At 71.8% G+C, this 20,455-nt stretch carries 21 protein-coding genes and 1 riboswitch; of the genes, 11 read left to right on the plus strand and 10 right to left on the minus strand.

From position 1 onward, the window contains the following. From BU198_RS25780 to BU198_RS25795, 4 genes are all read left to right on the plus strand, one after another. The coding region (locus tag BU198_RS25780) for a glycoside hydrolase family 26 protein (protein ID WP_188299265.1) at positions 1 to 918 on the plus strand (918 nt) is incomplete at its 5' end. Beyond that, the gene (locus tag BU198_RS25785; RefSeq protein ID WP_188299266.1) at positions 915 to 2,630 is read left to right on the plus strand and encodes a glycosyltransferase family 39 protein; all 1,716 of its coding nucleotides are present in this window, start codon (positions 915 to 917) and stop codon (positions 2,628 to 2,630) included. The genes BU198_RS25780 and BU198_RS25785, both read left to right, overlap by 4 nt. 46 nt (positions 2,631 to 2,676) lie before the next feature. Beyond that, a riboswitch (cobalamin riboswitch) is annotated at positions 2,677 to 2,836 on the plus strand. A 193-nt stretch (positions 2,837 to 3,029) separates the two neighbouring features. Then, positions 3,030 to 5,441 (plus strand): ribonucleoside-diphosphate reductase subunit alpha, encoded by a 2,412-nt coding sequence (locus tag BU198_RS25790; RefSeq protein ID WP_223244936.1) that lies wholly within the window; start codon positions 3,030 to 3,032, stop codon positions 5,439 to 5,441. Beyond that, positions 5,441 to 6,457 (plus strand): ribonucleotide-diphosphate reductase subunit beta, encoded by a 1,017-nt coding sequence (locus tag BU198_RS25795; RefSeq protein ID WP_188299268.1) that lies wholly within the window; start codon positions 5,441 to 5,443, stop codon positions 6,455 to 6,457. Before BU198_RS25790 ends, BU198_RS25795 begins: the two co-directional genes overlap by 1 nt. Before the next feature lie 61 nt (positions 6,458 to 6,518). Here the strand turns inward: BU198_RS25795 and BU198_RS25800 are convergent, their stop codons facing one another. Both BU198_RS25800 and BU198_RS25805 read right to left on the minus strand, forming a co-directional pair. Then, complete coding sequence (locus tag BU198_RS25800; protein ID WP_188299269.1) at positions 6,519 to 6,728, minus strand: DUF397 domain-containing protein; 210 nt, start codon at positions 6,726 to 6,728, stop codon at positions 6,519 to 6,521. A 29-nt stretch (positions 6,729 to 6,757) separates the two neighbouring features. Then, a complete protein-coding gene (locus tag BU198_RS25805; protein ID WP_188299270.1) occupies positions 6,758 to 7,612 on the minus strand; it encodes a helix-turn-helix domain-containing protein in 855 nt (284 codons plus the stop codon). A gap of 234 nt (positions 7,613 to 7,846) precedes the next feature. Here BU198_RS25805 and BU198_RS25810 point away from each other — a divergent pair, with 234 nt between their 5' ends. The 7 genes from BU198_RS25810 to BU198_RS25840 all read left to right on the plus strand — a co-directional run bounded on the left by BU198_RS25810 (position 7,847) and on the right by BU198_RS25840 (position 11,379). After that, positions 7,847 to 8,284 (plus strand): ATP-binding protein, encoded by a 438-nt coding sequence (locus tag BU198_RS25810; RefSeq protein WP_188299271.1) that lies wholly within the window; start codon positions 7,847 to 7,849, stop codon positions 8,282 to 8,284. After that, on the plus strand, positions 8,281 to 8,556 hold the full coding sequence (locus tag BU198_RS25815; RefSeq protein ID WP_188299272.1) for a hypothetical protein: 276 nt from the start codon (positions 8,281 to 8,283) through the stop codon (positions 8,554 to 8,556). The genes BU198_RS25810 and BU198_RS25815 overlap by 4 nt, the downstream gene beginning before the upstream one ends. A gap of 372 nt (positions 8,557 to 8,928) precedes the next feature. After that, positions 8,929 to 9,447, plus strand: a complete 519-nt coding sequence (locus BU198_RS25820) for a DUF6879 family protein (RefSeq protein ID WP_188299273.1) — start codon at positions 8,929 to 8,931, stop codon at positions 9,445 to 9,447. Next, entirely contained in the window at positions 9,434 to 10,291 is an 858-nt protein-coding gene (locus BU198_RS25825; RefSeq protein ID WP_188299274.1) for a helix-turn-helix domain-containing protein, read from the plus strand. Before BU198_RS25820 ends, BU198_RS25825 begins: the two co-directional genes overlap by 14 nt. Positions 10,292 to 10,363: 72 nt before the next feature. Continuing rightward, positions 10,364 to 10,600, plus strand: a complete 237-nt coding sequence (locus tag BU198_RS25830; protein WP_188299275.1) for a hypothetical protein — start codon at positions 10,364 to 10,366, stop codon at positions 10,598 to 10,600. 67 nt (positions 10,601 to 10,667) lie between these two features. Next, positions 10,668 to 10,913 carry a DUF397 domain-containing protein gene (locus BU198_RS25835; RefSeq protein WP_188299276.1) on the plus strand — a complete coding sequence of 82 codons (246 nt, stop codon included), beginning with the start codon at positions 10,668 to 10,670 and terminating at the stop codon, positions 10,911 to 10,913. A gap of 73 nt (positions 10,914 to 10,986) precedes the next feature. Then, positions 10,987 to 11,379: a hypothetical protein gene (locus BU198_RS25840; protein WP_188299277.1), complete on the plus strand. Its 393-nt coding sequence runs from the start codon at positions 10,987 to 10,989 to the stop codon at positions 11,377 to 11,379. Between the two features lie 23 nt (positions 11,380 to 11,402). Here the strand turns inward: BU198_RS25840 and BU198_RS25845 are convergent, their stop codons facing one another. The 8 genes from BU198_RS25845 to BU198_RS25880 all read right to left on the minus strand — a co-directional run bounded on the left by BU198_RS25845 (position 11,403) and on the right by BU198_RS25880 (position 20,169). After that, positions 11,403 to 12,041, minus strand: a complete 639-nt coding sequence (locus tag BU198_RS25845; RefSeq protein WP_188299278.1) for a nucleotidyltransferase domain-containing protein — start codon at positions 12,039 to 12,041, stop codon at positions 11,403 to 11,405. 98 nt (positions 12,042 to 12,139) lie between these two features. Continuing rightward, positions 12,140 to 12,592 carry an SRPBCC family protein gene (locus BU198_RS25850; RefSeq protein ID WP_188299279.1) on the minus strand — a complete coding sequence of 151 codons (453 nt, stop codon included), beginning with the start codon at positions 12,590 to 12,592 and terminating at the stop codon, positions 12,140 to 12,142. Between the two features lie 191 nt (positions 12,593 to 12,783). Next, positions 12,784 to 15,306: an FtsX-like permease family protein gene (locus BU198_RS25855; RefSeq protein WP_188299280.1), complete on the minus strand. Its 2,523-nt coding sequence runs from the start codon at positions 15,304 to 15,306 to the stop codon at positions 12,784 to 12,786. 32 nt (positions 15,307 to 15,338) lie between these two features. Next, a complete protein-coding gene (locus BU198_RS25860; RefSeq protein WP_188299283.1) occupies positions 15,339 to 16,070 on the minus strand; it encodes an ABC transporter ATP-binding protein in 732 nt (243 codons plus the stop codon). Between the two features lie 189 nt (positions 16,071 to 16,259). Next, positions 16,260 to 17,537 (minus strand): sensor histidine kinase, encoded by a 1,278-nt coding sequence (locus tag BU198_RS25865; RefSeq protein ID WP_411293233.1) that lies wholly within the window; start codon positions 17,535 to 17,537, stop codon positions 16,260 to 16,262. After that, positions 17,534 to 18,247: a two-component system response regulator CseB gene (cseB, locus tag BU198_RS25870; protein ID WP_317620320.1), complete on the minus strand. Its 714-nt coding sequence runs from the start codon at positions 18,245 to 18,247 to the stop codon at positions 17,534 to 17,536. The genes BU198_RS25865 and cseB overlap by 4 nt, the downstream gene beginning before the upstream one ends. A 244-nt stretch (positions 18,248 to 18,491) precedes the next feature. Further along, on the minus strand, positions 18,492 to 19,133 hold the full coding sequence (gene def / locus BU198_RS25875) for a peptide deformylase (protein WP_188299281.1): 642 nt from the start codon (positions 19,131 to 19,133) through the stop codon (positions 18,492 to 18,494). 43 nt (positions 19,134 to 19,176) lie between these two features. Continuing rightward, positions 19,177 to 20,169 carry a tetratricopeptide repeat protein gene (locus BU198_RS25880; RefSeq protein ID WP_188299282.1) on the minus strand — a complete coding sequence of 331 codons (993 nt, stop codon included), beginning with the start codon at positions 20,167 to 20,169 and terminating at the stop codon, positions 19,177 to 19,179. Positions 20,170 to 20,455: the final 286 nt, after the last annotated feature.

Consider the following 20,455-nt stretch of genomic DNA (forward strand, 5'->3'; position numbering starts at 1 on the left):
GCCCCCGGCGCCGCGCCGAGCGCGCCTGCCGGGACGCCCAAGGCCCTGCCGGCCGGCGTCCCGTACGACGTCACGCCGCTGCTCAAGCCCGACCACAAGTACCTCGGCGCCGCCCTGCCCGACGTCCCCGCCACGATGGACGCGCTGCCCGGCTACAGCGCCGCGATCGGCAAGCAGCCCAACGTCCTGGAGTTCTACGCCCACTGGAAGGGCGGCTTCGACACCGCCGGCGCGCGCCGGATCCACGAGGCCGGGGCACTGCCCTTCATGGCCTGGGAACCGCACGACCGCTCGCTCGCCTCGATCGCGGCCGGCGACACCGACGACTACGTGCGCGGCGTCGCCAAGTCCGTCGCCAGGTTCAACCTGCCGATCGCCATCAGCATCGCCCACGAGATGAACGGCGACTGGTACCCGTGGGGCCGTCAGGCCGCCACCCCCGAGGACTTCGTGGCCGCCTGGCGCCACGTCCACGACATCTTCGACCAGGCCGGCGCCACCAACGTGATCTGGGTCTGGAGCCCCAACATCACCGACCCCGCGCCCAACACCCGCCTGGCGCCGTACTACCCCGGCGACACCTACGTCGACTGGGCGGGCATGACCGGCTACTTCACCCGCACCGGACCGAAGACCTTCGAGGCGCTGTACGGGCCGACCATGGCCGAGATCCGCGGCTTCTCCAAGAAGCCCTTCTTCATCAGCGAGACCGCCTCCGAGCAGGGCAAGCGCCAACGCGCGGACGTCGACCAGCTGTTCACCGGCCTGGAGGCGCACGACGACGTCGTCGGCTTCGTCTGGTTCAACATCGTCAAGCGGGCGGACTGGCGGGTCGAGGCCGTCCCGGACACCCTCGCCGCGTTCAAGCAGCGCGTGTCCGACCCCCGTTACGGCTTCGACATCCGGAACCCCAGATGAGCACTGAGTCCGAGTTCCCCCCCGTCCCGCACGGCCGCGCGGCCCGCCGCCGGGCCGCCGAGCCCGAACCCGCCGAGCCGGGACCCGCCGAGCCGGGACCGGACACCGCCGAGCCCGGACCGGACGCCGCCGAGGCCCGCACGGCCGTGGCGGTGGACAACCCCGACAACATAGAACTGGCCCCGTACACCATCCCGCAGGTCCCCGCGATCAGCTGGGACCCGGGCCCCAGCCCGCGCCGCCGCTGGATCGCCCGCGGCCTGCTGGGCGCCGTCCTCACCGTGCAGGCCGCGCTCTCGCTGCGCCTGCTGGCCGCCGCCCACCCCGACGAGGCCGCCACCATGGTCTCCGGCCGCCAGCAGCTGGCCCACCTGCTGCACGGCACCCCGGTCACCACCGACCTGGTCGACCGGGTGCACGGCTCGCCCTGGCTCTACCCGCCGCTGGCCGGCGCCGCCGCGAACGCCAGCGGCATCTGGGGCACCCGGCTGCTCAGCCTCGGCTTCGCGCTGCTCACCACCGTCCTGCTGTACTCGCTGACCCGGCGGCTGTTCAACGAGCGGGTCGCCATCTGCGCCATCGCCGTCTACGCCGTCCTCCAGTCCACCGTCGTGGTCGGCTTCTACGCCGCGCCCGAGTCGCTCGCCGTCCTGCTGGTCGCCGTCGCGGCCTGGACCACCGTGTTCACCGCCCGACGGCATCCGGCCCTGGCCCTGCTCGCCGCCCCACCCACGGCGCTGGCCTGCGCCGTCGCCTACTCCGCGGCCTTCGCCGTCCCCGCCCTGGTCGCCCTCGCGTTCGCCTGCGCCCGGCCGTACCAGCGGCCGGGGCCCGCCGCCCTGCGCGCGCTGCTGACGGGCGCCGGCACCCTCCTGCTGCTGCTCCCGTACGGCACCCTCGGCAGGGTCGCGGGGTGGTCGCCCTCGCGCGGCAACGCCCCCGGCTCAGCCGGCTCGATCCTGCTCGGCACGCTCCAGTGGGCCGGCCTGTTCACCGTCCTCGCGGTGGCCGGCACCATCGCCTACGCGCGCCACGAGCAGATCAACGAGCACGACGCGCCGGAGAAGGACGCCGTCCCCACCACCCGGGGCCTGCGCGCCCTGCTCGGGGCCGTCCTGACCGTCACCGCCCTGCTGGTCCCCGCCGCCCACCTGTGGACCGGCACCTCCGGCGCGCTGTTCCGCCACCTCGGCTACGGCATGCTGCTCGCCGCCCCGCTCGCCGGGGTCGGCCTGACCCGGCTGGTCGGCGCCCACTTCCGCCACCCCCAGCTGGGCATCCTGGTCTGGGTCGCGCTGCTCGCCCTCGGCTTGGAGCAGTCCGCCCTGCGCTACCAGAACGGGCCCGACTCCGGCCGGCTGCTGGCCGTCCTGCGGGTCCACGCGGAGCCCCAGGGCCGCTACCTCACCGAGGTCGACGGACTCGCCGAGTACTACCTGGGCGGCGTCTCCCGACCCGAGCAGTGGGTCTCCGCGCGGGCGGGCACGGACTACCGCGACGTCGCCGGGGTGCAGCACCACGGCGACGCCGGCAGCGTGGCCGCGATCCGGGACGGCTGGTTCACCATGGTCGTCCTCGACAGCACCGCGCCGAAGGCCACCGACCGGGCCCTGAGCGACGCCCTGACCGCCGCCGGACACTACCGGCTGGTCGCCCAGTTCACCTCGCCGACCGGTGATTCGAGCACGTACAAGGTCTATCTGAAGCACTGACGGGCCACCCCGCTCAGCCACACCCGCGACACGACAGCCACAACATATGGTGCCACCGCAGTCCGGCGGCACAACATGTATGCTCGCTTCTGCTGTCGATGCAGGGGAACCCGGTGCGAATCCGGGACTGCCCCGCAGCGGTGAGCGGGCGGCTCCAGCAGCCGTGCCCGCGAGTCCGATTACCTGCCGGACAGTGTGCGCCACGGCCCTCCCGCAGAGGCCGCGCGAGCACGAGCAGTACCCCTCCGGGCCTCGCGGGCGGGCCGGGGAGTAACCGTCGCGCGACGCCGTGTGCGTTCGTGCCGTGCTCCCCTGCCCCCATCGGCCCGGTGGCCCCCCGATCACAGCCGCCGATCGCCGCCAGGAGAGAGCGCCTTGACCACCGCAGCCTCAGCCACCCTGCCCGCCCAGGGCACCGGTACCGTTTTCACCGACCCGACGGTCTCCGACCCCGGCGGCGCCCTGCTGCGGCTGCTCACCGACCGCAGCGTCGACCTCACCGAGGTGGACCCCGGCCATGTCGCCGCCGCCGCGCTGCGCGGCCGCCACGCCGGCTCGGACTTCGCCGAGCTGCGCGGGCTGGCCGTGGACGCCGCCGCGTCGATGATCGCCGAGGACCCCCAGTACTCGAAGCTGGCCGCCCGGCTGCTCGCGCTGGAGATCGTCGACGAGGCGAACAGCCAGGGCTCGGTGTCCTTCTCCGCCTCGATCACCGTCGGCCACGACGAGGGCCTGATCGGCGACACCACCGCCGACTTCGTCGCCAAGCACGCCGCCGCGCTGGACGCGCTGATCGACGCCGGGGGCGACGACCGCTTCGAGTACTTCGGCCTGCGCACCGTGCAGTCCCGCTACCTGCTTCGCCACCCGATCACCCGCAAGGTGATCGAGACCCCGCAGCACTTCCTGCTCCGCGTCGCGTGCGGCCTGGCGGTCGGCGACAGCGAGCAGTCGGTGCGCGAGGTGGCCGAGCTGTACGGCCTGATGAGCCGCCTGGAGTACCTGACCTCCTCGCCGACGCTCTTCAACTCCGGCACCCGGCACCCGCAGATGTCGAGCTGCTACCTGCTCGACTCGCCGCTGGACAACCTGGATTCGATCTACAACCGCTACGCGCAGATCGCCCGGCTGTCCAAGCACGCCGGCGGCATCGGCCTGTCCTACTCGCGCATCCGCTCGCGCGGCAGCCTGATCCGCGGCACCAACGGCAAGTCCAACGGCATCGTGCCGTTCCTGCGCACCCTCGACTCCTCGGTCGCCGCCGTCAACCAGGGCGGCCGCCGCAAGGGCGCGGCCTGCGTCTACCTGGAGACCTGGCACGCCGACATCGAGGAGTTCCTGGAGCTCCGCGACAACACCGGCGAAGAGGCCCGCCGGACCCACAACCTCAACCTGGCGCACTGGATCCCGGACGAGTTCATGCGCCGGGTCAACGCCAACCAGGACTGGTCGCTGTTCTCCCCGGCCGACGTGCCGGAGCTGGTCGACCTGTGGGGCGCCGACTTCGACGAGGCGTACCTCAAGGCCGAGCAGGCCGGCAAGGCCGTCCGCACCATCCCGGCGCAGACCCTGTACGCCCGCATGATGCGCACCCTGGCGCAGACCGGCAACGGCTGGATGACCTTCAAGGACGCCTCCAACCGCGCCGCCAACCAGACCGCGCTGCCGGGCCGCACCGTGCACTCCTCCAACCTGTGCACGGAGATCCTGGAGGTCACGGACGACTCCGAGACCGCCGTCTGCAACCTGGGCTCGGTCAACCTGGGCGCCCACGTGGCCGCCGGGGCCTCCGCCGGCGACCTCGCCGGCGCGATGGACTGGGAGCGGCTGGACGCCACCGTGCGCACCGCCGTCACCTTCCTCGACCGCGTGGTGGACATCAACTTCTACCCGACCACCGAGGCCGGCACCTCCAACTCCCGCTGGCGGCCGGTCGGCCTCGGCGTGATGGGCCTCCAGGACGTCTTCTTCAAGCTGCGGATCGGCTTCGACTCGGCCGAGGCGAAGGCCCTTTCGACGCTGATCGCCGAGCGCATCATGCTCACCGCGTACGAGCGCTCCGCCGACCTGGCCGAGCAGCTCGGCCGCCACGAGGCGTACGGCGAGACCCGCGCGGCCCGCGGCGAGCTGCACATCGACCACTTCCCGACGGCCGCCCCGCAGTGGGCCGACCGCTGGACCGCGCTGCGCGCCCGGATCGCCGAGACCGGCCTGCGCAACTCGCTGCTGCTCGCGATCGCGCCGACCGCGACCATCGCGTCCATCGCCGGCGTGTACGAGTGCATCGAGCCGCAGGTGTCCAACCTGTTCAAGCGCGAGACGCTGTCCGGCGAGTTCCTCCAGGTCAACCCGTACCTGGTGCGCGAGCTCAAGGACCTCGGCGTCTGGGACCAGCAGACCCGCGACGCGCTGCGCGACGCCAACGGCTCGGTGCAGGAGCTGAACTGGCTGCCCGCCGAGGTGCGCTCGCTGTACCGCACGGCCTGGGAGCTGCCGCAGCGCGCGCTGATCGACCTGGCCGCGGCCCGCATGCCGTACCTGGACCAGAGCCAGTCCCTGAACCTGTTCATGGCGGCGCCGACCATCGGCAAGCTCAGCTCGATGTACGCCTACGCGTGGAAGGTCGGTCTGAAGACCACCTACTACCTGCGTTCGCGCCCGGCCACCCGCATCGCCCAGGCCGCGTCCGGCACCGCTCGTGCCGCCGCGCCCGCGCCGGTGCCCGTGAACAGCCCGACCCTCACCCCTGAGCAGGAAGCCGCCATCGCCTGCTCCCTGGAGAACCCCGAGTCCTGCGAGGCCTGCCAGTAATGTCCGACGACCGCCAGAAGATGCTGCTCGACCCCGGCTTCGAGCTGACCCTGCGCCCGATGCGCTACCCGTCGTTCTACGACCGGTACCGGGACGCCATCAAGAACACCTGGACCGTCGAGGAGGTGGACCTGCACTCCGACGTTGCCGACCTGGCGAAGCTCAGCGAGGGCGAGCGCCACCTCATCGGGCGACTGGTCGCGTTCTTCGCGACGGGTGACTCGATCGTCTCCAACAACGTGGTGCTGAGCCTCTACAAGCACATCAACTCCCCGGAGGCGCGGCTGTACCTGTCGCGTCAGCTGTTCGAGGAGGCCGTGCACGTCCAGTTCTACCTGACGCTGCTCGACACCTACCTGCCCGACCCGGAGGACCGCAACGCGGCCTTCGCGGCGGTGGAGAACATCCCCTCCATCCGCCAGAAGGCGCAGTTCTGCTTCAAGTACATGAACGCGGTCGACCACATCGACTCGTTGCAGACGAAGGAAGATCGCCGGGCGTTCCTGCTCAACCTGATCTGCTTCGCGGCGTGCGTCGAGGGCCTGTTCTTCTACGGCGCGTTCGCGTACGTGTACTGGTTCCGGTCGCGCGGTCTGCTGCACGGTCTTGCGACCGGCACCAACTGGGTGTTCCGCGACGAGTCCATGCACATGGACTTCGCCATGTCGGTGGTCGACACCGTGCGCGAGGAGGAGCCCGACCTCTTCGACGACGAGATGGCGAAGCAGGTGACGGAGATGCTGGAGGAGGCCGTCGAGGCCGAGCTCCAGTTCGCCCAGGACCTGTGCGGCGACGGTCTGGCCGGCATGAACACCGACTCGATGCGCGAGTACCTGGAGGCCGTGGCCGACCAGCGCCTGGCGCGGCTGGGCCTGCCGATCCGGTACGGCTCGACCAACCCGTTCGGCTTCATGGAGCTCCAGAACGTGCAGGAGCTGACCAACTTCTTCGAGCGTCGCGTGTCGGCGTACCAGGTGGCCGTCGAGGGCTCGGTAGCCTTCGACGACGACTTCTAGGCCGCAGATACGACGGAGGTGCCCCGCACGGCCACAGCCCGTGCGGGGCACCTCTGTTGTTTCAGTCAGTCGGAAAGTCGCCGGACTTGACCCCGGAGAGGAAGGCGTCCCAGGCATCCGCGGTGAACGCCAGGGCCGGCCCGCCTGAGTCCTTCGAGTCCCGGACCACCATTCCGCCCAGGATCAGCCGACCGGCCTCCACACAGTCGTTCGCCTGAGCGCTGTAGCTGCTCTTGAACCAGTCCCGAACAGCAATCTCCGGTACGGTCATCGCGCTCACACCCCTGTCTGGTCTTGTGCTCACGTCTCCGCTGCAATTGCCGAGATCATATCCAGCGACTTCACCGGGTTCAGCGCCGATGACCGGAGGTACTCGAAGACCAGCCCGTAGCCGTCCAGCTCCGCCTGGTTCTCCATGTAATGGCTACTCGTCAGCGTCTCCAGGAAGACCGCTCCGGGGTTCGGGGAGTCCGTGAACCCGAACATCACAAAGGCTCCGCACGCGCCAGCAGTCGCACCGACCTCCATCGGCACCACCTGCAAGGTCACGTTGGGCATTTGAGCGGCTGTGGCCAGGTGTGCCAGCTGCGCTCGTTGGACCTTTCTCCCTCCGACGGGGCACCTGAGCGCCGGCTCCCAGATGATCGCCCAGAATCTGGCCGGGTCGGCTTTGGAGAGGACCTCCTTCCGTTCCATCCGAATCTTGACCAGCTGATCGATGCGCTCCGGGCGAACGGCAGCCGGATTGGCCTCCAACACCGCGCGTGCGTAGTGCTCGGTCTGCAACAAGCCCGGCACCACCATGGATTGCCAGGTTCGGATGTACCGGGCGTCCCCTTCAAGCCCGAGGAAGTCGGCGTAGGCCGGCGGGATCGTGTCCCCGTAGTCGTGCCACCACCCGCGCTTCTTGCTGTCCCGGGCCAGCACCTCAAGAGCGTCACGCTCCTTGCCTGTCAGCCCGTACAGATCCAGCAGGATCCCGAGGTCCAGCCGGCGAACACCCGACACCCCGGTCTCTATGCGGCTGATCTTGGCGCGGGAGCAAGCAAGGGCCTGCGCCGCATCCTCCGTCCCCTTGCTCGCAGCTTCGCGCAGACGGCGAAGCTCCGAGCCGAGTCGGCGGGCGCGGACGGTCGGCTTCGGTTCATCAGCCATGCACAAGTCCTCTCACCTTACGAGCCACAGTGTGCCGCGTGACGGTTCGTCAATCCAGCGTAGCGAATTCTGCATCGTTGCATTTGTTTCGCTTGCAGATAGCACCGGCGCAGGTGCATGCTACCTGGAGTAGTGAGTCAACCCACACGGAGTGACCGATGCGGGGCTCACCGCCGGGCATCCCCATGCCCTCTTCAGCCGCTTTCACCTGCACACCCCATAGGTGGCCCTGCCATGCCTGAAGACCTCTCCCCCTCCCCCGCCCCCATCGAGCGGAGCTGCTGGCTCCCCCGACACCGCTCCTCCCCCCGCGCCGCCCGCTGGGCGCTCCACAAGTTCCTCCTCCCCCACCCCTCCGGCGAACTCCTCGTCTTCACCGGCGAGTTGCTGGTCAGTGAGCTGGTCACCAACGCCGTCCGGCACTGCCGCGCCCCGCACAACCTCCTCATCCTCGTCCGCTTCCAGCTCGCCCCGGACGACACGCTCCGCATCGAGGTGCACGACGCCGACAGCCAGGAGCCCTCCTACCGCCCCGCCTCCACCACCGCCGAGAGCGGCCGAGGCCTGCTGCTCGTCAAGGAGTTGGCCACCCAGTGGGGCTGCTGCCCGCGCGAAGGCGGCGTCGGGAAGTTCGTCTGGTGCCACATCTCCCCCGAGGCGGACGCCGCGTGAGCTTCGTCCGGGCCGGAATCGCCGGCATCATGCGCCCCACCGACTTCCCCAGCCTCGACCACGCCCTCCCCGTTCTCTGGGAGCGCGTCCGCGACCTCCCCATCCGCGAGGCCCACCGGGACTTCATCCGGCTCTGCATCGGCCCCGGCGGCGGCGAGGGCGTCACCAACTGCCTCTCCCGCAACGACAGCTGGAGCGTGACCCTCTACGTCGGCGACATGACCGACTGGACCAGCCACCTGATCACCATCACCACCACCCTCGCCCGCTGAACTCCCCCGCTCCCGCCCGGCGTTCACGCCGGGCGGGAGCGACCAACCCCACCCAGGGCGAGTCGGATTCCGGCGAGTCTATGCAGGAACGCGAATAGCAGTGCGTCCACGCTTGTGTCCTGTCGGCCACTGTCCGTAGCTTGTCGTGCACCATCTACAGAGGGGGCGTAGTGGAACTGACCATGATCGCGGGCGGCCCGTGCAGCACGTCCGACGACGGGAACGGGAACGGGTGCGGCAACGGCGACTGTCCCACGATCTACATGACAGACCGGGGCACGATCGCCGTTCAAGGGTACGACGTTGACCATGCCACACCAGTTGGCGAGTCCGTCGTGGAGATCCCGGAGGACGTATTGAGGGGGGCGTTCCGTGCTCTTGGATGGTGAGGAGTGGCAGAGCTACTTCAGGACCTTCCAGCAGTCGGCCTTCCGGCTCGAAGTCCACCAGGTCTACACAATGCCCACCGAGGCCGAGAGCGTCCAGGCCTTCCTGGCCGGCATGGCCAGACCCGATGACTTCAACGCCGAGTGGCACAGGACGATCAGCGGCCACCGGGTCGGCGGCAGAACCATGACCCGCGCCAAGGTCATCACAATGCCACTCACGGACTACAGCCGGTACCTCTTCGACTGGTGCATTCCCGGCAACGTCGCCGCCGGCGAGGACTATCGGATTGTCGACCTTTCCGGCCGCTCGCTCGACCTTCCGAAACAAGATTTCTGGATGTTTGATGACGAGGTCGTCGTCCATCTGAACTATCGAGTCGACGGAACGCAGGTCAACCGTGAGTTGATCTCGAACCCGAACCTTTCCGCATACCGCAGGTGGCGCGACCTCGCCCTCGCGGAATCAGTCAGCTTCACAGAGTGGAACAGTGCTCGAACCTGAACATCAAGGACGGCAGAGAAAAAACCTTGCGGAGGCCCTGAGGGGCCTCCGCAAGGCCTCTGGCTTGTCCGGGGAACGCTTGGCCAAGCGCTGCAATATGAGCCAGTCCAAGATCAGCAGGATAGAGACCGGGAAGACTCTCCCCACGGTAGTCGACGTTGAACTGATCCTCTCAGCCTTCGAAGGCCTTCCCCCCGAGGTGACGAGAGAACTCCTTGACCTCGCTCGGGCAGCGAATGTCGAATACGTCGCCTGGCGCACATATGCCCGACTCGGGCTCTATCACAAACAGGCGGAACTGAAGGCCCTCGAAGGTTCTTCACGCCTGATGCGCCACTTCCTTCCGGCAATTCCGACAGGACTCCTGCATGTGCGCGAGTACGCCATGGCAACACTGACACCGACCGTTGGAAGCAGCCCGGCAAGCGATGTGGCCAGGGTGGTTCAGGCTCGCATCGAGCGGCAGTCCGTCCTGGACGACCCTAAGCGCCACTTCATATTCTTGATGACCGAGCAGGCCATCAGATGGCAGCGAGCGAGCCGGCCGGTCATGGCGGCCCAGATGCTGCACATGGCGGCCATTGCAGAGAAGCCCAATGTGGAGATTTCGATCATCCCGCAGGGAATTCCTGTTCGCGGCACGCCCATGAACATCTTTGTCATCTATGACGATCGCTTGGTCACCATCGAGTTGTTCTCCGGCGAAGTGGTCCTGCGCAACCCCCAGGACGTCGATCACCATATAGCACTTTTCGACATGTTTCTCGGTCATGCCTTGACGGGCGAGGCCTCTTCCGATTTTCTCCGACAGTGCGCGGAGGAGTTTATGCGGGATCTCGACTGAACCTGGATCGCAGCCCCCGGAAGCCGTAGCTTAATTCTCGATCGACAGATCCGAGAGCCACGGGAGCGCTTCATGTCCACTGCGGATTCCGTACCGCCGATCAACTTCAATCGCCGCCGTACGCACGCGGAACTCATGGCACGGATCGACAACAACCCGGTGCGGAAGGACCTGACCACCGGGCGCCTGGTCGAGGTGGTCGGCGCCCAGGACGGCCGGGCGCTGGTCCGCCCCCTCTTCTCGCCTGACGCCGAGCCGCGTCAGGTGCCGGCCGACCAGCTCACCACCCGCATCAGCCTGTGGCGCTGACGGGCCGATCTCCCCTCATCCTTCCGCCCGGCCCCGGGCGGGACACCAACACCGGAAGGTGAAGGCGATGACCGATCACAACCTGTACGAACTCGACCTCTCCCGGGTCGAGTTCAGCCGCGCGTGCGGCGGCAACCAGGGCGGGGGTGACGACGGCTCCGAGACCTGCGTGACCCTCGGCGCCGTGCCGCAGGCCGCGGGCGTGTTCGCCCTCGGCGACAGCAAGTGCCCCGAGCGCGAGCCGCTGCTGTTCACGGCCGCCGAACTGAGCAGTGCCGGGATCGACCCGGCGCGGTTCGGCCTCTCGGTCTGACGACCGTCCACCCTGGCCGCCCTCAGTCTCGTGCGGGTGGCCAGGGCGCCAACGCCCCCGAGGAGCAGCGACGTTGCACTTCCACGGCTACGAATGGGCCGGGGACGGCCGGCTCCTGGCGAAGGAATCCGAGCGCCGACCGGTCGACGGTTCGGGGTTCCGCCTCTCCGAACTCCCCCCGATGATGACGGGCTGGTGGCTGCTGCGGCCGGCCACCCGGATCCGGGGCACCTGGACAACACCGGCCGACGCGGCCGAGTGGCTCGCGGAACGCTACGGAGAGCACGCCCCCGACGGCGATCCCTGGCTGCCGCTCGCAGTCCGACGCCGGCACGCGACCGCCCAACTGGCCGCCGGCGCCGACGTGGTGTGGTCCCGCTGGGTCTCCGACAGCCGGTGGTCCGGCCACTACGTGATCGTCTGCCCCAGCCCCGCCTGGCCGCTCCTCCCCTGCCCGGTCGGCTGACGCCGCACCGCCGCCCCTCCGAGCTACCCCGCCAGCGCCGCCAGCCACGGATGACCGGGGTGCACCCGCCGCAGCCACCCGCCGAGCGCGTCCCGCCGCGCCCGGCTCAGCAGTGGCAGCACCCCGTCGAAGTCCGCCTGGTCCTTGGGCCGCGCCGCCTTCGCCTTGAACAGCAGCACCAACTCCGGTACCAGGTACGGAATCCCGTCGGCCGTCCACTCGGTGACCGTGTCGTACGGCAGCCGCAGCCCCTCGTCCCGGCGGCAGATCCAGGTCCCGCCGTCGTGCGGCTCACGGAAGACGTCGAACAGGAACCGGCCGTCGGCCGGGTCCCGCAGCCAGGTCTGGTGCGTGGCCGCCAGCGCCTCGGCTCCCGCCGCCGGCCAGACCCGTCCCGAGCCCACCGCGTCGAACACGTACGCGGGGAAGCGGTCCCGGACCTCCGGGAATCCCGCCGCCGGCACCGCGATCTCCAGATCCCCGTGCGGCCGCGACTGCCCGCCGCGGAAAAGGTCCAGCGCCCAGCCCGCCGCGACGCACCACGGTGTGCCGACCCCGTCCAACCGCTCCGCGACCTGTTCCGGCCGCCACGCGTCCGCCCACCGGGCATCCAGTTCGTCCGCGTCGAGCACAACGCCGCCGGGCGGCAGGGAGTCGGTCATCGTGACAACCTACTGCCGGTCCGGTCCTCATTCCGCCGCCGCACCCGGCGCTCACACCGGGGCGGGGCGACCGGACGCAACCGTCCTGCGACTCACGCTCAGGCACCGCGCCCCGCGGTGAGCGTGGCGTCGGCCGCGGCGAGGATCCGGCCGAAGGTGTGGGCGATGACGGGCTTCGCCACCGCCCGGGTGAGGGCCGCGCCGAAGGGCAGGCGGACCTGGAAGGTGGTCGTCCACACGACCTCCGTCCCGCCGGGGACCTCGGTGAAGGTCATCCGGCCGAGTTCGTGCCGGGACGGCGGCACGCTGCGCTCGACCGTGTAGTCGAAGCCGTACGGCCGGTCGTACGTGGTGACCCGCTCGCGGAACCAGCCGATCGCCCAGGTGTGCAGCCGCACCGCCCCCACCCCGTACGGGGCATCGGCGCCCGGCCGGGCCAGCCGGGCCCGGAGGATGAGCGGGGAGCGGGTGTAGTTGGTGGTGGTGGCGCACCAGTCGAACACGTCCTCGATCGGTGCGGCGATGACGCGTCGAACGGTCAGGGTCTCCATGGTCGTTCCCCTCTCTCGGCCGGCAGCGGCGCGGACGTCGGCGACCGCACCCGACAGATGACCGGGCAGCCACCGGAAAACGTGACATGGGCGCGTCCCCGCCCGGCGCGCAGACGCCGGACGGGGGCACCGGACGGGGACACCGGACCGGGACACCGCACCGGGACGCCGGAAGGGGACAGGCCCCGCCCTCACCCCTCCGCGACGGCCTCCAGCGGGCCGAGGGCTGCCGCACGGCGGGCGGGCAGCGCGGCAGCCGCCGCGCCGATCGCCAGGGAGCCCAGGCAGACGAGGGCCAGCGTCCCCCAGGGCAGCGCCAGTGCGTACCCGTCCATCGCCCCGCCGGCCAGGGCGCCGACCGCCCAGGCGCCGAACAGGCCGCCCGCCAGGCCCAGCAGCGTGCCGAACGCGGCCACCATGACGGCCTCCAGCCGGATCATCCGACGGATGCCGGCGCGGTCCATGCCGATGGCGCGCAGCATCCCGATCTCCCGCGTCCGTTCGGAGACCGACACGGCCAGCGTGTTCACGATCCCCAGCGCGGCGATCACCGCGCCGATGCCGAGCAGCCCGTACATCAGCGTGAGCAGGTCGCCCATCGTCCCGGCCGCCTCGCGCACCAGCTGCGCCCGGTCCTGCACCTTCAGCAGCGGGTTGTCGCCGACCGCCGTGCGCAGCCCGTCCGCCGTCACGCCGTCGCCCCGCACCAGGATCCGCTGGACGGAGCCGGGCTTGTAGCCGTTGCGCTGCACCTCGTCCCGGAGGCCGACGGCGTCCCGCGCGGTGGGGTTGTCCCGGTAGACGCCCGCCACGGTGTACGTCGCGGACTCCTCGCTCCGGCCCAGCCGGACGTCGAGCCGGCCGCCCGTGCCCACCCCGGTCTCCCGGGCGACGGTGCTGGAGACGGCGATCCGGCCCGGGCCGAGGTCCCGCACCGAGCCGCTCGCGAAGTCGAGCCTCATCACCTGCTCGACGCCGGCCGGGTCGACTCCGGCGATCTCGCGCACGCGTCCCCCGATGACGGCAGTCGAGTCCGCGACCGCGCTCGTCCCCCGCACCCCGGGCACACCGGCCACCCGCCCGGCCGCCGCCGGGTCGATGCCCGTCATGGTGTCGCCGGTGCTGATCACGTAGTCGGCGCCGAGCCCGTCCGCCGCCTGCCGGTCCAGGGCCTGTCCGGTCGAGTTGCCGATGGTGGCGAGCCCGCTGACCAGCGCGGTGCTGATCAGCAGCGTGGCCGCGGTCGCCGCCGTGCGCCGGGGGTCGCGCAGGGCGTTGCGCCGCGCCAGCTCACCGGCCGGGCCGAACCGGCCGGCCGGCCGGCCCGTCAGCCGGATCACCGGCGGGGCCAGCACCGGCGCCAGCACCAGCAGCGCGACGACCAGGAGCCCGCAGCCGAGCATCGCGCTGCGCAGGTTCTCCTCCGAGGCGTCCTCCGCCGAACCCGCGAGCGAGACCAGCTGGCCGATGCCGAGCAGCAGCAGGACGGCTCCGACCACCGGACGCACCCGTGAACCACCCGCCGGCCGCACCGCCGCACGCAGCGCCTCGACCGGCGCGATCCGCGCCGCCCGCCGCGAGGGCAGCCAGGCGGCGAGCACGGTCACGCCGACCCCGACGAACAGCGCCGCCGCCACCGGCCGGGCCCCGATCACCAGCGGCCCCTGCGGCAGCCGGCCGCCGTCGCCGCTCAGCAGCTCGGGCAGGACGGTCGCGATGCCGAGCCCGAGCCCGAACCCCACCACCGACGACACCAGCCCGACCAGCACGGCCTCGGCCAGCAGCGAGCGCACCACCTGGCGCCGCGTCGCCCCGACCGCCCGCAGCAGCGCGATCTCCCGGGTGCGCCCGGAGACCAGCATGGTGAAGGTGTTGACCACCAGGAACGACCCGATGAACAGCGACACCCCCGCGAACACCATCGGCATCTTCTGGTAGCCCCGGGTCAACGTCCCGACGTAGACGGCCTGTTGGGCGGCCTGAGCCTGTCCGGTGGTGACCTCGGCCCGATCGGCCGGGATGGCGGCCTCGATGCGCTCGGCCAGCTCGTGCTGGCCGGTGCCCGGCGCTGCGGTGACGTCGATGGCGGTGTACTGCCCCGGCGCCGCGAACAGCCGCTGGGCGGTGGCCCGGTCGAACAGGGTGAGCGTGCCGCCGGCCGTGACCCGGGTGTCGCCGGTGGTCACGATCCCGACCAGGCGCGCCGTCAGCGCCGGCCCGTCCGTGGCCAACGTGACCGTGTCACCCAGGTGGTAGCGGCCCGCGGCCGCCGTGCCCCGGTCGACGGCGATCTCCTCGGCGCCGGCCGGCGCCCGTCCCTCCACCAGCGGGTGGCGGCCCGGTTCGTACGCGGCCGCCCGGTTGGCGCCCCGCTTCACCCGCAGTGGCGTGCCGTCCGCCGCGTTCAGGGTGGCGGCCCCGTCCGCCGTCGGCCGTACCGCCGCGACGCCGGGCACGTCCGCGATCCGGCGGGCGAGCGCGTCGGTCAGCACGGAAGGGGCGGACGAGGCGGCAGGGACGGCAGGATCCTTGCCCGTCACCGTAACCGCGACATCGGCGAAGTCCCGTGACGCGGCGGCCCGTTGGGCGGCCGCGGTGGAGTCCGCGAAGACGAGCGTGCCGGAGACGAACGCGACCCCGAGGCAGACCGCGAGGACGGTCATCAGCAGCCGGGCCTTGTGCGCGAGGACGTTGCGCAGGGCTGTGGTCAGCATGAGCAGCTTTCGGAAGTAGAAGGGGGGCGGGCTCAGCCGGCGAAGGACTTCATGACGTCCAGCACCCGGTCCGGCGTCGGGTGCGCCATCTCGTCGACCAGCCGTCCGTCGGCCAGGAACACCACCCGGTCCGCGTACCCTGCGGCCACCGGGTCGTGGGTGACCATCACCACCGTCTGCCCCAACTCCCGTACGGATTCCCGCAGGAAGCCGAGCACCTCGGCCCCGGAGCGCGAGTCGAGGTTGCCGGTCGGCTCGTCGCCGAACACGATCGCGGGGCGGGCGACCAGCGCCCGGGCGATCGCGACGCGCTGCTGCTGCCCGCCGGACAGCTCGGCCGGACGGTGGCCGAGGCGCTGGGAGAGCCCGACCGTCGAGACCACCCGGTCCAGCCACTGGCGGTCCGGCCGCCGTCCCGCCAGCGACAGCGGGAGGGTGATGTTCTCCAGCGCGGTCAGCGTGGGCAGCAGGTTGAACGCCTGGAAGACGAATCCGATCCGGTCCCGCCGCAGTCGGGTGAGCTCGCGGTCGCCCAGGCCGCCCAGCTCCGTGGTGCCGATCCGGACCGAGCCCGAGGTGGGGGTGTCCAGCCCGGCGGCGCAGTGCATCAGGGTCGACTTGCCGCAGCCGGACGGGCCCATGATCGCGGTGAACTCGCCCTCCGGGAAGACGACGCTGACCCCGTCCAGGGCGGTGACCTCGGTGTCGCCGCTGCCGTAGACCTTGGTCAGGTCGGCGGTGGCGGCGGCGATCCCGGGTGTCACGAGGGTGGTGAGGGAGTGGGCGGTCACGAGGAGGGCTCCTGTCCGAAGGGCGAGTCGGTGCACTTCGAAGGGTGTCCGCAGCACGTATCGGGGCCCCGCGCCGCCGGGTATCGGCGCCCGCTCCGTTCGGCAGCGGTTCTGTAGCAGCCGGACCTGCCGGTCGCGCGAACCGCCCGGTCACGCGACCGCTCAGCCGGGCAGCCGCAGCGTGGCCACCGCGCCGCCGTCCGGCGCGTTGTCGAAGCGCAGCTCCGCACCGAGCAGCCGGGCCTGCCCGGCCGCGATGGTCAGCCCCAGCCCGTGGCCCGAACCGCGCTCGGCGGCACCGGTGTGGAAGCGGCGCGGGCCGTGGCGCAGCAGTTCGGCGGGGAAACCGGGGCCGTGGTCGCGCACGACGACCGTACGGCCCTCGACGGTGACCCGCACCGGGGCGGCCCCGTGCCGGTGCGCGTTGACGACGAGGTTGCCGACGATCCGCTCCAGCCGCCGCGGATCGGTCTCCACCGGCGCCGGCCCGCCCTGCGCACCCGACGCCACGACCTCGACCTCGGCCTCGAAGCCGGTGCGCGCCACCGCCTCCCGGACGACCTCCCCGAGCGGCACGCGCACGTGCACCGGCCGCTCCGCCCCGGCGTCCAGCCGGGAGACCTCCAGCAGGTCCTCGACCAGCCCCCGCAGGTCCCGCACCCGCGCCCGGATCAGGTCCTCGGTCTCCCCGGCCGGCAGCAGGTCGACGGCGGCCAGCAGCCCGCCGACCGGGGTGCGCAGCTCGTGCGCCACGTCCGCCGTGAACTGCCGCTCCGTGCGCAGCCGCCGGCCGAGGCTGTCGGCCATCGCGTCCACCGTCGCCGCGATCTCGGCCACCTCGTCGCCGCCCCTGGTGGGGCCGGTCCTGGCGTCGAGGTCCCCGGCCGAGATCCGGCCCGCCGTCTCGGCGACCCGCCGCAGCCGGCGGGCGAGCAGCCCGGCCCCGTAGCCGGCGACCGGTACGGCCACCGCGAGCGCGACCAGCGAGGCCACCGCCATCGCCGCGTCCAGCCGGGGCAGGCCGGCCAGCTCCGGCCCCATGTTGACCTGGACGGCCAGCACCGGGCTGCCGGGGCCCGCGGTGCGCTGGGCGGCCCAGTAGCTCGGGCCGAGGGTGCCCTTGACGCGTCCGTCGTACGCGGTGTGCCGCTGCTCGTCGGCCGGGTGCCGCAGTGCGGCGGGCAGGCCGGCCGGGTCCAGTTCCGCGCCGTCGGCCAGCGCTCCGGTGCGCCGGTAGACGTCCATGGCGGCGTACACGGAGTTGAAGGCCCGCGCCTCGGCCCGGTCCCGGATGTCCTGGGCGATCCACAGGTGCACCAGCACCCCGACCGCCACCGCGACCAGGCACGCGGTGGCGGCGGCCAGCGCGGCGATCCTCCGGCGCAGGGAGACCCGCCGCAGGGGGGACGTGCTCCGGAGGGACGTGCGCACCGTCCTCAACGCCTGAGCTTGTAGCCGAAGCCGCGGACCGTCTCGATCCGCTCCCGGCCGAGCTTGCGGCGCAGCCGCTGCACGCACAGGTCCACGACCCGGCTGTCGCCGTCCCAGCCGTACTCCCAGACGTTGCGCAGCAGGGTGTGCCGCTCCAGCACCACCCCGGGGTGGGCGGCGAACTCCAGCAGCAGCTTCAGCTCGGTCGGGGTCAGCGCCACCGGCCTCCCGCCGACGGACACCTCCATGCCGGCGGTGTCGACGGTCAGGTCCCCGAAGGACAGCACCTCTCCGGCGGCCCCGTCGGGCGAGGACGCCGGCGCCGACGCGTACGTCGCCCGCCGCAGCAGCGAACGGATCCGCGCCACCAGCACGTAGGTGTCGACCGGCTTGACCACGTAGTCGTCCGCCCCGGCCTCCAGCCCGGCGACGACGTCGAGGCCGTCGCCGCGCGCGGACATCATCAGCACGGGCACCAGGCTGCTCTCCCGGATCCTGCGGCACAGGCCGATCCCGTCCAGTCCGGGCAGCATCACGTCCAGGATGATCAGGTCGAACGGCTCGTCGCGGAACAGTTCCAGCCCGGTGAGGCCGTCCGCCGCGGCCCGCAGCTCGTAGCCGTAGCGCTCCAGGGCGACGGTGAAGGAGCGGCGCATCAGCTCGTCGTCCTCCACCAGCAGCACGCGGACGGGGCTCGGGGACGGCGCGGGCGAGGACACGGGCGGACGGCTCCTGCCGGCTCGGAGGGGATGAGGGAACGATACGGCAGATACCGGGCGCCTCCCCCGCTCCGGCCCGCCGACGCCCGCATCGACGCCCGCCCGAGCGCCGCCCGATACCCGGCGGATACAAACCCCGCGGCCGGCCCTTGCCCGGCGCCGCGAGCCGACCCGACGCCGAGGGCCGGGACACCCGTGGTGTCCCGGCCCTCGCGCGCACCGCGCCGTCAGTCGATCGGCACCGTCAGTCGTTCGCCACCGTCGCGTACTTCGGGGTGCCCTCGGCCATCTGCAGCAGGGCGTCCTTGCGGTCCCGCTTCGACAGCTTGTCGATGTACAGGGTGCCGTAGAGGTGGTCGGTCTCGTGCTGGAGGCAGCGGGCGAAGAAGCCGGTGCCCTCGACGCGGACCGGCTGGCCGTCCCGGTCGACGCCGGTGACCGCGGCGTAGTCCGGGCGGGCCAGCTCGGCGTAGGCGGTGGGGACGGAGAGGCAGCCCTCGTTGCCGTCGTCGAGGACGCGGCGGCGGTCGGCCGGGTACTCCTCCAGCACGGGGTTGATCACGTGGCCGATGTGGCGCACGCCCTCGTCGTCCGGGCAGTCGTAGACGAAGACCTTGAGGTCGACGCCGATCTGGTTGGCGGCGAGGCCGACACCCTCGGCGGCGTACATCGACTGGAACATGTCGTCGATCAGCGCGGACAGCTCGGCGTCGAAGGCGGTGACGTCCTTGACCTCGCGGTGCAGCACCGGGTTGCCGACGACGGTGATCGGGCGCGCGGTGCCCTTGCTGAGGTCGGGCTCCTCGCCCATCACCTTCACGGGCGTCTCGGGCGCCGTCCCCTCCACGTCGTGCTCGTGCTGGTGCTGCTCGGCCTGCTCCGCCATGTCTTCCGCTTCCGTCGGTGTACGCGTTACCTCACCAGGGTACTCAGCACACTTCTTCGAGATCCCGGTAAGCCCGGGTTGCGGGGGCGGCCGCGGCCCAGCGGTCCAGCAGGGTGCGGACGAGGTGCGCCGGGGCGGCGATCCCGCACTCCCGCTCGACCAGCCAGGACATCCCGGCCGCGCCGCCCTGGCTGAGGTGGCTGAGGTGGCCCGGGTGGGCGGCGTCGCCGTCGTCGTGCGGGTCGTGGTGGGCGGCGACGCCGTCGTCGGAGGCCATCCGGCTCTCCGAGCAGGCCCGGCACAGCAGCCGCACCGAGGAGGTCCAGTCCTCGGCCGCGTAGCCGGCGTCGGCGACCAGCTTCTCCAGCGCGTCCCGGTCCCCGGCGGTGGCGGCCTGGAGCAGCACCACGTACGTCGGCACCGGGGACGGCGCCCACAGCTCGATCTCGTCGAACACCGGGTAGGCGACGCCGTCGGTGACCCGCTCGCCGTGCGGGGCTCCGTCGTGCAGCACCACCTCGCCCCAGCGGCGGCCGGAGGAGGGCAGCGGGATGGACAGCACCTCGATCCTGGCCGGGTCCAGCCGGCGGCCCCAGACCACCTCGGACTCGCCGTCCGGGGAGAGCCGCACCGGGGTGGTGCCGAGGTCCAGGCTGACCGGGCCGTCCGGCTGACCGCCGGGGCCGCCCGGCAGCTTCAGCCCGTACGCCTGCCAAGCGCGGCGGGCCAGCGGCCAGTCCTGGAGGGCGGTGGCGGTGATGCCGAGGTTCCACCAGTCCGGGGCGCCGTGCTCGCGGTCCAGCAGGGCGACGGCACGCAGGCCGGCCGAGCGGGCCTGCTCCCAGTCCCGGCGGAACTTGTGCAGCAGGGCCAGGTTGAACCAGGAGTCGGAGAGCCACGGCTCCAGGTCGGCGGCCATCACCAGCAGCGCGCCGGCGTCCTCGTAGCGGCCGTCGCCGATCAGCGTGAAGGCCCGGTCGGTCGTCTGCCGCCAGGTGGCGGACGGCCGGTGCCGTGCCCGGTGGAAGATCCTCACGTTCGTCCCTGCCGTCGTCGTCCGCTCAAGTCCCGTGCCACCGTGCCCGTACCGCCTCGGACGGCGTTCGGAGCCCGGTGCCCCGGGTCGGTGTTCCACGCTACGACCGCATCCAACCACGCCCGCCCCTGGCCGCGCTCCCCACCGCCGAGGTTGGGGCCCGCCCCTCCCCAGCCTGCCCGTCCGATGCCGCCCGCTCAACCCCTGACGGCCGGAACCCGGTTCCCCGGCGCCGCGACGGCGGCGGACGGCGGCGGACGGCCCACCGCGCCCGCGCCCCGCGCAC

Source organism: Streptomyces sp. CBMA156, from assembly GCF_014596515.1.
Taxonomy (GTDB): domain Bacteria; phylum Actinomycetota; class Actinomycetes; order Streptomycetales; family Streptomycetaceae; genus Kitasatospora.